Consider the following 11,823-nt stretch of genomic DNA (forward strand, 5'->3'; position numbering starts at 1 on the left):
CAACGGATTCGAGCAAAAACCCGGTGGTCACACCAGCAGCACCGCGACGAGGAGGGCGGCCGCGAGCGCGACCAGCAACACGCCGCGACCCACGGGCGGGTAGTCGCCCGCGAGCCTGCGGTCGGAGACGACCGCGTCGGCCCACCGGACCGCGAGGCGGCCGGCGCGGTCGAGCGCGGCCGCCCCGGCCGCGACCGCGCGGACGGTAGCGTCCCGGAGCGCCGCGCCGGCAGGGGTGTACAGTGCGTCGAGGTCGGGAACGGGCGTGATCGTCGACAGCGGCCGCCGGACGAGCGCGAACGCGACGACGCCGACGCCCAGCGTCACGACCGCCTTCGTCACCTCCGAGACCGTGTACGGCACGAACGTCCCGCCCCCGCCCGGCAGGAGCGCGAACCCGAGTCCCGGGACGAGACCGAACGCGACGCAAGGGACGGCCAGAATCGCCATCGCCGCCGCCTGGCCTCGGGAGGCGTCGGCCGGCGACAGCGACCCCTCGCGGAGGAACACGTAGTAGCCGAACTTGGCGAACGAGACGACGGTGCCGACGCCCCCGACGACGAGCACCCACCACAGCAGGTCGAAGCCGGCCGCCTCGGTCGCCTTCGTCACGAGCCCCTTGCTGACGAAGCCCGCGAACCCCGGGGTGCCCGCGATGGCGAGCGCCGCGACGAGGTACGCGCCCGCAGTGACGGGCATGGCGCGCCCGAGTCCCCCGAGTTGCTTCAGCCGCTCCTCGCCGGTTCGCACCACGAGGACGCCCGCCACCATGAACAGGAGGCTCTTGTAGAGGACGTTGTTCACGAGATGCGCGAGGGCGCCGTCGACCGCCAGCGCGGAGGCGACGCCCACGCCCGCGACCATGTACCCCACCTGCGAGACGATGTGGTAGGTGAGGAGCCGCCGCAGTTCCGTCTGGAGGATGGCCATCGTCACGCCGAACAGCAGCATGCCGCCCCCGAGATACGCCACCGCGCGACTGCCGCCGGGAGCGACCCGAACCAGCGCGTAGACGCCCACCTTCGTCGTGAACCCGCAGAGCACGACCGAGGTGGCGACGCTCGGCGCGGGGTAGGCGTCGGGCAACCAGACGTGGAGGCCGAGGAAGCCGACGTTGAGCCCGACGCCGAGCACCGCGAGCAGTCGCGGCAGGCCCGCCGCGATGCCCGACTCGAACACGAACGTCCCCGTCGCCGCGTGGTGGGCGACGACGCCCGCTATCAGGAGTGCCCCGCCGAGTTGATGATAGACGGCGTAGCGATACCCCGGGGCGCGGTCCGCGGCGGTCCGCCACACCAGCACCGTCGCGGCGGCGGCCATCAGCTCCCAGTGGACGACGAGGGTGAGCCAGTCGCCCGACAGCACTGCCCCGAGACTGGCACCCACGTAGGCGAACTGGGTCGCCAGTTCCCGCCGGTCCGCACCCGACCCGTGGGCGAACAGCGCGTTCGCCGCGGCGACGAGGCCGAACACGAACGCGACCGGCCGCGTGAGGCCGTCGACGGCGACCGGCGCGAGGTCGAACCCCCACAGCGACACCGCGAGCGTTCCCCCGGGGGTGGTCACGGCCCAGGCGGCGGTCGCCGCCCCCGCGAGGACGCCCGCGGCCGTCCCGACTCGCCGGGGCGCGAGTGCGGCGACCAGCGCCGCGGCGAGGAACGCCAGCGACGCCGGCATCACGAGCCGAACACCTCCGCGACCGTCGCGTCGGCGAGGTCCCACAGCGGGAGCGCGTCGGGCACCACGCCCAGCACGACGGCGCCGACGGCGACGGCGAGCACGGGGACCAACAGGGCAGGAGGGGCTTCCCGGAACGGCGACCGGCGCTCCCACACGGCCCCGTCGGCGTCCGATTCTCCGTGGATCGCGCCGCCGTCGGGGAAGAACGCCGCCGACAGCATCGGCCAGAACAGCAGGAGTTTGAGCGCGCCCGCCGCGAGATAGACGGCCGCGACGGGGAGCCCGGCGGCGGCGACGCCCCCGACGACGAGGTGGAACTTGCTGACGAAGCCGGCGACGAGTGGGAACCCCGCGAGGCCGGCGGCCCCGACGGCGAAGGCGGTCATCGTCGCCGGGAGCCGGCGGGCGATGCCCACGAGCCCGGCCACCTCCGTGACGCCCGTCTCGACGGCGACGACGCCGGCGACGAAGAACAGGGTGATCTTCATCAGCGCGTGGGCCGGGATGTGCAGGAGCGCGCCGAACGCCGCCCCCGGGCCGGCGAGCGCGAACCCGAGCGCGATGTACGACAGCTGGCTCACCGTCGAGTAGGCGAGCGCGCGCTTGAGCGTCGTCTGTCGGAGCGCGACCACGCCTGCGAACAGCATCGTGCCGGCGGCCGCGACCGCGAGCGGCGCCGACAGCCCCAACTCGTGCATCGCGTCGGGACCGAGGAGGTACATCGTCACCCGGCCGAGGCCGAACGCGCCGCTCTTGACGACGGCGACGGCGTGCAGGAGTCCGGAGACGGGCGTGGGCGCGACCATCGCCGTCGGGAGCCAGCCGTGGAGCGGGACGACGGCCGTCTTGACGCCGAATCCGACCGCCAGCAGCGCGAACGCGGCGCGGGCCAGCGCCGGGTCCGCCGCGAGCGCGGCGACGCCGCCCGGGACGAATGCGAGCGTCCCCGCGGCGACGTAGACGACCACCAGTCCCCCGAGGACCGCGACCCCGCCGGCGAGCGTGTAGCCGAGGTAGACGCGGCCCGCGGCCCGCGCGGCGTCCGTCTCGGCGTGGACCACGAGCGGGTAGGTGGCCAGCGTCAGCAGTTCGTAGCAGACGAACAGCGTCAGCAGGTTGCCCGCGAACGCGACGCCGAGCGCGCTGGCGACGCTGACGGCGAACGCCGCGAAGTAGCGCGTCTGTGCGTGCTCGTCGAGGCCGCGGACGTAGCCGACGCTGTAGAGGCTGGTCACCAGCCACAGCGCGCTCGCCAGCAGGGCGAACAGCGCGCCGAACGGGTCGACACGGAGGACGAACCCGACGCCCGCGGCGAACTCACCGAGGTCGGTGACGTACCGCGTCCCCGCGAGCACGCCGGGGACGAGCGCCGCGACGACGGCGAGCGTCCCGAGCGCCGCGAGGAACGTCCACGCCTCCCGGAGGTTCGGCCGGCGCTGGCCGGTGGCGAGGATCGGGACGGCGGCGACGGCGGGGAGCGCGACAGCCACGAGCGGGAGCGACGAGTTCACAGCACCACCTCTAAAAACGGCGCGAGGGTGCGCTCGAGGAGGGGGGCCGTCACGCCGAGCGCGAGCGTGGCGGCGACGGCACCCGCGACGGTTGCGCGCATCCCCGGCGAGTCGGTGCCGGTCCGCTCGGGCGGCGGCCCCTCGACGTACATCCGCTGGACGACGGGCGCGAAGTACGCCAGCGAGGTCAGGGTGCTCCCGAGGACGACCGCCAGCGGGAGCCACGCGCCGGCCCGCGCCGCCCCGAGCGCGACGTAGAGCTTCCCGACGAAACCGACGGTCGGCGGGATGCCGACCAGTCCGAACAGCAGGACTGCGAGCCCGCCGGCGAGGTACGGCGCCTCGCGGGCGAGGCCGCGGTAGTCGTCGACGGTCGCGGCGCCGTAGCGGGCGGCCGCGACGCCGGCCGCGAGGAACGCGCCCGCCTTCATCGCGGCGTGACCGACGAGGTGGACGACGGCGCCGGCGACGCCCAGCGGCGTGGCGACGGCGATTCCGACGAGGACGACGCCGAACTGCGCCACCGACGAGTAGGCGAGTCGTCGGGTCAGTCGAGGCTCCCGGTACGCGAGGACGCTCCCCGCGAGGATGCTGAGGCAGGCGGCCGCGAGCAGCGCGGGCTGGACGAACGGCGCGAGCGCGAACAGCCGGAGGGTGAACGCCGACAGCAGGAGGCGGGCGAGCGCGTACGCCGCCACCGTCGAGACGAGCGCGGCGAGGAGGGCCGTGACGCCGGCGGGCGCGTGGTCGTACGCCGGGGGTTTCCAGGTGTGGAGCGGGTACAGCGCGGCTTTCACGCCGAGGCCGGTCGCCATCAGGCCGAACGCCGCGAGCACCAGGGCGGGGTCGGCGTCGGGCACCGTCGCCGCGAGTTCGGCCACGGCGAGCGTGCCCGTCGCCACGTAGGCGTAGCCGACGCCCAGCAGGTACAGCGACGCGCCGACGGTGCCGACGAGCAGGTACTGGAGGGCGGCGAACGCCGCCCGCCCGCCGGACGCGCGAGCGACCAGCGCGTACGAGGCGATGCCCGATATCTCGAGGAACACGTAGAGGTTGAACACGTCGGCAGTGACGCAGACGCCGGTGAGTCCCGCCACGAGCAGGAGGTAGACGCTGTAGAACGGGCCGGAGCGGGGCCCGGCCGCCCGCGTGTACGCCAGCACCGCGAGCGCGGCGACGGCGACGAGGACGACGAACGGGGCCGCGAGCGGGTCGACCACGAGGCGGATGCCGAACGGCGCGGGGACGCCGCCCACGTCCGCGACGACGGGCGTGCCGTCGACGGCGTCGGCGGCCACGTCGACGGCGAGGGCCGTCTGGACGAGAAGCGTCGCCAGCGCGACGGGCCAGCCGAGGCGCTCGCGCACGAACGCCAGCGTCGCGGGGACGACGCTCGCGAGCAGCGGCACCGCCACCAGCAGCGTGGGGTCGGTCACTCGACCACCTCCCGGAGTTCCGCCTCGTCGAGCGTGCCGTACGTGCGGTAGAGCCTGACGACGAGCGCGAGCGCCACCCCCGAGAGGCTGACGCCGACGACGATGGCCGTCAACACGAGGACGTGAACCACCGGGTTGACGTACGGCCCGGGGCCGTCCAACAGGGGCGGGGCACCACCCTCGCGGTAGCCGGCCGCGACGAGGAACAGGAAGATGCCCGTCTGGAACACGTTGAGGCCGAGCACCTTCTTCAGGAGGTTGCGGTCAGCGGCGAGCACGTAGAGGCCGACGCCGACCAGGAAGACGGCGACGGCGTACGCCGCCCTACCGAGCATCCCCTCCCCCCGCGAGTTCGAAGAACAGGACGACGACGACGCTCGCGACGGTGACGCCGATGCCGAGTTCGACCGCCTCGACGGCGTAGACGGGCGCGACCGGTAGCCCCGACACGTCGAGGAACGCGCCGCCGGCGGCGAGACTCGCCAGCGCCACCGCGCCGAACGCCAGCACGCCCGCGCCGGCGGCGCCGACGAGCAGGCGGGCGTCGAGCGCGCGCCACGTCTCCCGGACGCCGAACGCGAACGCGAGCGTGACGACGGCGCTGGCGACGAGGACGCCCCCCTGGAAGCCGCCGCCGACGGAGGTGGTGCCGTGGAACATCGTGAACAGGCCGAACGTGACGACGAACGGCGCGACGACCCGGACCGTCTCGGTGACGACGACGCTGTCGCGGGTCATCGGGGCACCTCCTTCCGGAACACCACGAGGACGGCCAGCCCCGCGGCGAACACGACGGCCACCTCGCCGAACGTGTCGAACCCGCGGAACGCGACCAGGACGGCCGTGACGGCGTTGTCGATGCCGAGCGCGGGCGTCGCGTCGAGGTAGTACGCCGCGGCGCCGCCGAACGCGGGCGCCGAGGGGTCGCCGACCGCCGGGAGCGCGGGCACCGTCGCCAGCAGGGCCGCGACGAGCGCGCCAACCCCGACGAGCGCGCGGCCGTCCACGCGGAGCGCGAACGGCCGGTCCGCGGGCCGAGTCGTCTCCGTGAGCGCCACGACGAACAGCGCGGTGGTGACGCCCGCGCCGACGGCCGCCTCCGTCAGCCCCACGTCGGGCGCCCGGTACACCAGCCACAGCAGTGCGAGTCCGAGACTGTAGACGGCGAACACGACGACGGCCACCAGGGCGTCGCGGGCCAGTGCCGCGAGGACGGCCACCCCGAGCACGACCGCCAGCAGCGCGGCCTCGACGGGCGTCACGACCCCCCACCCCCGTCGTCGGCGTCGACTGTCCCCGTCCCGGCGGCGGCCGGTACCCCCTGCTGGTGGGCCGAGCGGACGACGGCGTGGGCGGCCGCCGGTCCCGTCACGAGCAGGAACAGCGCCAGCAGGCCGAGTTTCAGCGCCGGAGCGGGGTCGCCGAACGCGACGGCGGCCCCCGCGAGCGCGAGCAGCGCCCCCAGCGTCTCCGCCTTCGAGGTGGCGTGCGCGCGGCTGTAGCAGTCGGGCAGGCGCACCAGCCCCACGAGCGCCACCGCGACGAACCCGACGCCGCCGGCCACGAGCAGGAGCGCGACGAGCGTGCCGGGCGTCACAGCCGCTCACCCCCGACGACGAGCCTTGCGACGCCGATGGACAGCAGGAAGTTCAACAGCGCGTACACCAGCGCCACGTCGAGAAAGCCCGGCGCGTCGAACGCCGCGGCCAGCAGCGCGACGACGACGACGGCCGTCGTCCCGACGGCGTTGACCGCGAGCAGGCGGTCCTGTACCGTCGGCCCGCGGACCGCGCGGTAGCCGACGCCGATAGCGAGTGCGACCAGCGCCGCCGCGGCCGCGAGCAACCCCCCCGTCGCCGGCGTCACGACCCCCTCCCGCGGACGACGAACCGGACGGCCCGCTCCAGCGGCCCGCCCGCCAGTCGCTCGCGCGAGGCCGGCGTCAGCGAGTGGACGAGAACGCGGTCGGCATCGGCCTCGACGGTGACGGTGCCCGGCGTCAGCGTGATGGCGTTGGCCAGCATCGCGCGCTCGAACGCCGTCTCCCCGTCGGGGTCGAACGTCACGAACGCCGGGTCGACCGGCAGGTCCGGGTGGAGGACGACGTACGCCACCGCGAGGTTCGCCTTCGCCACCTCGTACAGCAGATACGGGACGAACAGCGCCGCGCGGGCGAGTCGCGGGAGCGTCCGGCGGGCGGTGGGCGGCGCCGCGAACAGCAGGGGGGCGAACGCGGCGGCCACCACCGCCGCCGTCACCGCGCCGGTGGCGAGGTCGAACGGGTCGAACGGGTCGCCGAGCAGGAGGTAGAACCCGTACGCGCCCAGGAAGACGGCGAGGAACCGCCGCGGGCCGCCTCCGTGGACGAGGGGGTCCGTGTCCGTCGACATGTGCGGTACGTCAACATCCAACGATTTCAGTATTCGCGTGGCGACGGGAGAGACAAGGCGACCGGGGCCGAACGGGCCGGCATGGACGACACCCTCCCCGCCGAGACGCGGGAACTCCTCCTGCTGTGGGCGGCCCGCGAGACGGGCGCGCTCGACGCGCTCGCGGCCAGCGCCGGCACGCCTGCGGCGCTCGCCGACGAGACCGGGCTGACGGTCGACGCCGCCGAGGCGTTCGTCGCCGCGCTGGCGGAACGCGGCTTCCTCGACCGCGTCGGCGACGAGTACGAACCCACCAACCGGATGCTGGGCTTCCTCACCAAGACGGACGTGCGTTCGGTCGGTGGGCTCCCGGCGGCGCTCGACGCCGTCGACGCCTGGACCCGACTGCCCGAGACGGCGACCGGCCACGAGCGCGATTCCCCCGCCCACGCCACCCGGAACGCCCTCGGCGCACAGTGGGCCGCCGAGGACGCCACCGTCCGCGCCACGGTCACGGCCGCGGTCCGCGCCGCGCCCGACGCCGACAGCGTGGTCGTGCTCCGTGACGGCCCCGGCCGCCACGCCCGCGAGTTCGCCGCCCGCGGCCTCGACGCCACCGTGGTCGAGACCCCCGACCGCGGCGCGGCGGTCGAACCCCTGCTCCGTGCGAGCGAGGTTCGACTGGAAACAGGGGGCTACCTGGACAGTATCCCGCAATCAGACCTCGCGGTCGCCGTCGACCTGACGCGCCGGCACACCCCCGAACAGAACCAGAGGTGGATGCGGGCGGCCGCCGAGAGCACCGAGGCCGTCGTCGCGGTCGAACCCCTGCGCGACCGGACGCCGGACGCCGACCTGCTGGCCGTCGAGACGCTGGCGACCGGGGGCGCGGGCGTGTACGACGCGGCGACGGTCCGGGGGTGGCTGGAGGAGGTAGGGTTCGAGTCGTCGGTCGACCCCGTCCCGGGAACCGACCGCGCGGCGGTGGTCGGGCACGGGGTTCAATAGCGTCCGGCCCGGAGTTCGGGGCATGGACCCGGCGGTACTGCGCGACGACATGGTGGACAGCCTCGAACACGAGGCGAAGGGGTTCGTCCACAGCGACGGCCTCAGCGTCGCCATGCGCGAGGTGCCCCGGGAGCCGTTCGTCGAGGACGAGTCACTCGCGTACGCCGACCGCACCGGCGAACGGTTCGGCACGCGCGTCCTCTCGCCGTCGACGGCCGCGCGCCTGCTGGAGGCGCTCGCGCCCGAACCGGGCGACAGCGTGCTCGTGGTCGGTGCGGGCGTCGGCTACACCGCCGCCGTCGTCGCCGAAATCGCCGGGGAGCGCAACGTCCACGCCGTCGACATCACGCGCCGCCTGGTGTACGAGGCGCGGTCGAACCTGGAGGCGGCGGGCTACCCGGGCGTGCTCGTCGACTGCCGCGACGGCGCCGACGGCCTCCCCGAGTACGCCCCCTACGACCGGGTGCTCGTGGAGGCGGCCGCCATCGAGCCGCCGCGGCGCCTGCTCGACCAGCTCGCGGCCGACGGCCGGATGGTGCTCCCGCTCGGCGGGGCGAGCCAGACGCTGGCCGTCGTCGACGGCGACGGCGAGGTCGTGCGCCGCCACGGGACGGTCGCGTTCCAGCCGATGCTCGTCGAGGGCGAGCAGGCCGGGACGGTCGAGCGCAACCGCACCCACCGCGAGGACCGCGAGCACGCCCGCCGCGCGGCCGAGCGGCGCCGCGGCTGGGAGCAGGAGTGGATCGACTGGGACAGCACCCTCTAGCGGCCCTGGAACTCCGGCTCCCGGTTCTCGGCGAACGCGGCGACGCCCTCGGCGAAGTCCTCCGTCTCGACCATCCGCTCCTGTTCGCGCGCCTCGGCGCGCAGCGCCTCCTCGAACGAGCGGTGGCCGGACCGGTAAACGAGTCGCTTGGCCGCGGCGACGGCCTCGGTCGGCCGCGACGCCAGCATCTCGACCCGCTGGTCGACGAACCCGTCGAGGTCGGCGTCCGGGACGGCGTCGTTGGCGATGTCGAGCGCGACGGCCTCCTCGGCACTTATCTGCTCGCCGGTGGCGAGCAGTTCGAGCGCGCGCCGGACGCCGACCAGCCGCGGGAGTACCCACGTCGCCCCCGTGTCGGGCGCGAGGCCGATGTCGGTGAACCCCCAGCCGAACGTCGCGGACTGCTCGGCGTAGACGAAGTCGCAGGCCGTGGCCAGCGACGCGCCCGCGCCGACCGCCGGCCCGCGGACCTTCGCCACCGTCGGCTTCCGCATCCGGACGAGGCCGGCGACGATGGCGTTCAGCCCGCGTTCGAGTTCCTGCGTGGGACTGCCACCGCCCATTCCCTCCGCGAGGTCGATGCCGGAGCAGAACGCGTCCCCCTCGCCCTGCACGACGACACAGCGGACCCCGTCGTCGTGGGCGACCTCGTGGACGTACTCGGCCATGTCCTCGCTGGCCGCTACCGAGATGGCGTTCTTCCGGTCCGGGTTCGAGATGGTGATGGTCGCGACGTCGTCCGTGCGGGTGAGTTCGACGCTCATGTGCGGAGAGGGTAGAGGGACGTACAAGAAGCTACCTGCCCGCGGAACGGGACCGACTCACACGGCTCCGCCGGGCTTTTCTCCTCGACCGGCAACCCCGGGGTGTGGCGACCGAGACGACGGCCGGGACCGACGCGGACGACGACGACGAGTTCGCAGACCCGGCCGACGCCCACCTCGCGGACGCGCTCGAACGGGTCGCCCACGGCGCGGTCGTCTCCATCCCCGGCATCCTGCTGGAGCGGGGGCTGATGCTGGCGTTCACCGCCGTCCTCACGAACGGGTTCTCGGCGGCGGCCTACGGTGTATTCGTGCTCGCGCGGCGCATCCAGACGCTGTTCCGCTCGCTCGCGCTCGGGTTCCGTGCCGGCCTGAGCCGGTTCCTGCCCAACGCCGACGCCCAGGCCGAGCGCAACCTGGTCGCGACGTTCGGGAGCCTGCTCGTCGTCGGCGTCGCCGCCGCGTTCGGCGTCGGCCTGTTCCTCGCGGCGCCGGCGCTGTCGGCGGCTACCGGCCGCGGCGCGCGGTTCGCGGAGTTCCTCCGCGTGTTCGCCGTCGGCCTCCCCGCGAGCGTCTGGCTGTGGACCGCGAGCGAACTCCTCCGTGGACTCGAGGAGGTGACGGCGCTGAACGTCGCGCTCAGGGTGGGGTTCCCCGCCGCCCAGTTGCTCGTCGGCGTCGCCGGCCTGCTCTCGGGGAACCTGCTCGCCGTCGCGGCGGGCGTGTGGGCCGTCGCGGGCATCGTCGGTACCGCCGCCGTCGTGTGGCTGGCCCGCGAGCGCGGGCTCCGGCCGCGGCTCCGAGGCGTCGACGCCAGGCGGCTCCACCGCCGGTACGTCCGCTACACGATGCCGCTGTTCCTCGGGAGCATCGCCACCAGCGTCCAGCGGCTCGGCTTCTACCCGCTCATCGCCGTCTTCCTGACGGACGTGGCCGGCGGCGTGTTCGCGGTGGGCGTCCTCGTGGGGATGCTCGTCCGCCTCCCGCTGATGGGCGTCAACCAGCTGATGCCGCCCGTCGCCGCGGCGCTCCACGACGACGACCAGCGGGCGGCGTTGAAGCGGCTCTACCACGCGACCAGCCGCCTCGTCCTCGTGGGCGTGACCGCGCTCGCGGTGCCGGTCGTCGTCTACCGGACGACGGTGATGGCGGCGTTCGGCCCTGCGTTCGTCGACTACGCGCCGCTTCTCCCGCTGTTCGTCCTCGCGCAGTTCTTCGCGTGTGCGGCCGGAAGCGTCGGCATCCTCCTGATGATGACCGACCACCAGCGCGCCCTGCTGGTCGTCAATGGGACGCTCACGGCCGCGCTCATCGTCACGGCGGTGCCGCTGACCGCGGCGTTCGGCCTGCCGGGACTCGTCGGCGGCTACCTGCTGATGCTGTCGCTCAACAACGGGCTGGAGGTGGCCGCGCTCTACCGACTCGAGGGGCTTCAGCCGCTCACTCCGGCCCACACGAAACCGCTGGTCGCGGGGGTGCCACTCGCGGCCGTCGCGCTCGCGGCGAAGGCGCTGGTCGGCGGGGTTCCCGGCGTCGTCGCGGGGACGGCGCTGGGGCTGGCGGCGTACGCGGCCGCGCTGTCGTGGCTGGGGTTCGACCGCGTGGAGCGGCGCCTGCTCGGGACGCTCGCGGCTCGCTACGCTCGCCGCTCGCCGTAACGTGGCCTCCACCCGTCGACCACGCGGCTCGCTACGCTCGCCGCTCGCCGTAACGTGGCCTCCACCCGTCGACCACGCGACTCGCTACGCTCGCCGCTCGCCGTAACGTGGCCTCCACCCGTCGACCACGCGGCCCTGTAGCCGCCGTCACCCCCGGACCACCAGCACCCGGGTGTTCCCCCGGCGGTCGACGTACTGTGACCCGGCGGGCGGTTTCACCTCGAACCCGAGTTCGCCGTCGGGCTGGTTCGGGCCGAGCCGTGGCGCGACCTGCAGGCGGGCGTAGCCGGAGGCGTTCGTCCGGGCGACTGCGGGCGACTCCAGGCTGACCGTCTCGCCGCGGGCGACCACCGTGGCGTTGGCGACGCCGCCGCCGTCGGGGTCGACCACCCGGACGGCGAGCGTCGTGTTGCCGGGGTCGGTCACCTCGGGCACCGGCTGGGTGTCCAGTTCCGTGACGCCGATGGCCGCCAGCCCAGACAGCATGTTCAGCATCACCGACAGCGACGCGACGCCGACGACCAAGGCGACGACGAGACGAACCGGCAACCCCTCGATGGCCCGCTCGTCGGTGCGGAAGCGTTCGAACACGGGGTGGGTGGCCGCGTTCCTCTACTTGAATCCTTGGCCG

General features: G+C 74.2%; 14 protein-coding genes. 3 read left to right on the forward strand and 11 right to left on the reverse strand.

Features of this window, described 5'->3' with window-relative positions:
• Nucleotides 1-27 precede the first annotated feature (27 nt).
• Genes NL112_RS04415 through NL112_RS04455 form a run of 9 tightly spaced genes read right to left on the reverse strand, consistent with a single transcriptional unit; the run spans nucleotide 28 to nucleotide 7,017 of the window.
• Nucleotides 28-1,677, reverse strand: coding sequence for a proton-conducting transporter transmembrane domain-containing protein (locus NL112_RS04415; RefSeq protein WP_255151421.1), 1,650 nt, complete (start codon nucleotides 1,675-1,677; stop codon nucleotides 28-30).
• Nucleotides 1,677-3,191 (reverse strand): complex I subunit 5 family protein, encoded by a 1,515-nt coding sequence (locus NL112_RS04420; RefSeq protein WP_255151422.1) that lies wholly within the window; start codon nucleotides 3,189-3,191, stop codon nucleotides 1,677-1,679. Before NL112_RS04420 ends, NL112_RS04415 begins: the two co-directional genes overlap by 1 nt.
• The gene (locus NL112_RS04425) at nucleotides 3,188-4,627 is read right to left on the reverse strand and encodes a complex I subunit 5 family protein (RefSeq protein ID WP_255151423.1); all 1,440 of its coding nucleotides are present in this window, start codon (nucleotides 4,625-4,627) and stop codon (nucleotides 3,188-3,190) included. The genes NL112_RS04420 and NL112_RS04425 overlap by 4 nt, the downstream gene beginning before the upstream one ends.
• A complete protein-coding gene (locus tag NL112_RS04430) occupies nucleotides 4,624-4,962 on the reverse strand; it encodes a cation:proton antiporter subunit C (RefSeq protein ID WP_255151424.1) in 339 nt (112 codons plus the stop codon). Before NL112_RS04430 ends, NL112_RS04425 begins: the two co-directional genes overlap by 4 nt.
• Nucleotides 4,952-5,365 carry an MnhB domain-containing protein gene (locus NL112_RS04435; RefSeq protein WP_255151425.1) on the reverse strand — a complete coding sequence of 138 codons (414 nt, stop codon included), beginning with the start codon at nucleotides 5,363-5,365 and terminating at the stop codon, nucleotides 4,952-4,954. Before NL112_RS04435 ends, NL112_RS04430 begins: the two co-directional genes overlap by 11 nt.
• Nucleotides 5,362-5,889: a DUF4040 domain-containing protein gene (locus NL112_RS04440; protein ID WP_255151426.1), complete on the reverse strand. Its 528-nt coding sequence runs from the start codon at nucleotides 5,887-5,889 to the stop codon at nucleotides 5,362-5,364. The genes NL112_RS04435 and NL112_RS04440 overlap by 4 nt, the downstream gene beginning before the upstream one ends.
• A complete protein-coding gene (gene mnhG, locus NL112_RS04445; protein ID WP_255151427.1) occupies nucleotides 5,886-6,224 on the reverse strand; it encodes a monovalent cation/H(+) antiporter subunit G in 339 nt (112 codons plus the stop codon). The genes NL112_RS04440 and mnhG overlap by 4 nt, the downstream gene beginning before the upstream one ends.
• Nucleotides 6,221-6,493 (reverse strand): monovalent cation/H+ antiporter complex subunit F, encoded by a 273-nt coding sequence (locus NL112_RS04450; protein WP_255151428.1) that lies wholly within the window; start codon nucleotides 6,491-6,493, stop codon nucleotides 6,221-6,223. Before NL112_RS04450 ends, mnhG begins: the two co-directional genes overlap by 4 nt.
• Nucleotides 6,490-7,017, reverse strand: coding sequence for a Na+/H+ antiporter subunit E (locus NL112_RS04455; RefSeq protein WP_255151429.1), 528 nt, complete (start codon nucleotides 7,015-7,017; stop codon nucleotides 6,490-6,492). Before NL112_RS04455 ends, NL112_RS04450 begins: the two co-directional genes overlap by 4 nt.
• Before the next feature lie 81 nt (nucleotides 7,018-7,098).
• Here NL112_RS04455 and NL112_RS04460 point away from each other — a divergent pair, with 81 nt between their 5' ends.
• Together NL112_RS04460 and NL112_RS04465 are read left to right on the forward strand one after the other, a co-directional pair.
• Entirely contained in the window at nucleotides 7,099-8,004 is a 906-nt protein-coding gene (locus NL112_RS04460; RefSeq protein WP_255151430.1) for a hypothetical protein, read from the forward strand.
• 22 nt (nucleotides 8,005-8,026) lie between these two features.
• Nucleotides 8,027-8,770 (forward strand): protein-L-isoaspartate O-methyltransferase family protein, encoded by a 744-nt coding sequence (locus tag NL112_RS04465; RefSeq protein ID WP_255151431.1) that lies wholly within the window; start codon nucleotides 8,027-8,029, stop codon nucleotides 8,768-8,770.
• Here the strand turns inward: NL112_RS04465 and NL112_RS04470 are convergent.
• A complete protein-coding gene (locus NL112_RS04470) occupies nucleotides 8,767-9,534 on the reverse strand; it encodes an enoyl-CoA hydratase/isomerase family protein (RefSeq protein ID WP_255151432.1) in 768 nt (255 codons plus the stop codon). The genes NL112_RS04465 and NL112_RS04470 overlap by 4 nt on opposite strands.
• A gap of 104 nt (nucleotides 9,535-9,638) precedes the next feature.
• Here NL112_RS04470 and NL112_RS04475 point away from each other — a divergent pair, with 104 nt between their 5' ends.
• On the forward strand, nucleotides 9,639-11,192 hold the full coding sequence (locus NL112_RS04475) for a lipopolysaccharide biosynthesis protein (protein WP_255151433.1): 1,554 nt from the start codon (nucleotides 9,639-9,641) through the stop codon (nucleotides 11,190-11,192).
• 147 nt (nucleotides 11,193-11,339) lie between these two features.
• On the opposite strand, the gene NL112_RS04480 is transcribed toward NL112_RS04475, so the two are convergent.
• Nucleotides 11,340-11,783, reverse strand: a complete 444-nt coding sequence (locus NL112_RS04480; protein WP_255151434.1) for a DUF7382 domain-containing protein — start codon at nucleotides 11,781-11,783, stop codon at nucleotides 11,340-11,342.
• Nucleotides 11,784-11,823 lie beyond the last annotated feature (40 nt).

The organism is Halorarius halobius, from assembly GCF_024298865.1.
GTDB classification, from domain to species: domain Archaea; phylum Halobacteriota; class Halobacteria; order Halobacteriales; family Haloarculaceae; genus Halorarius; species Halorarius halobius.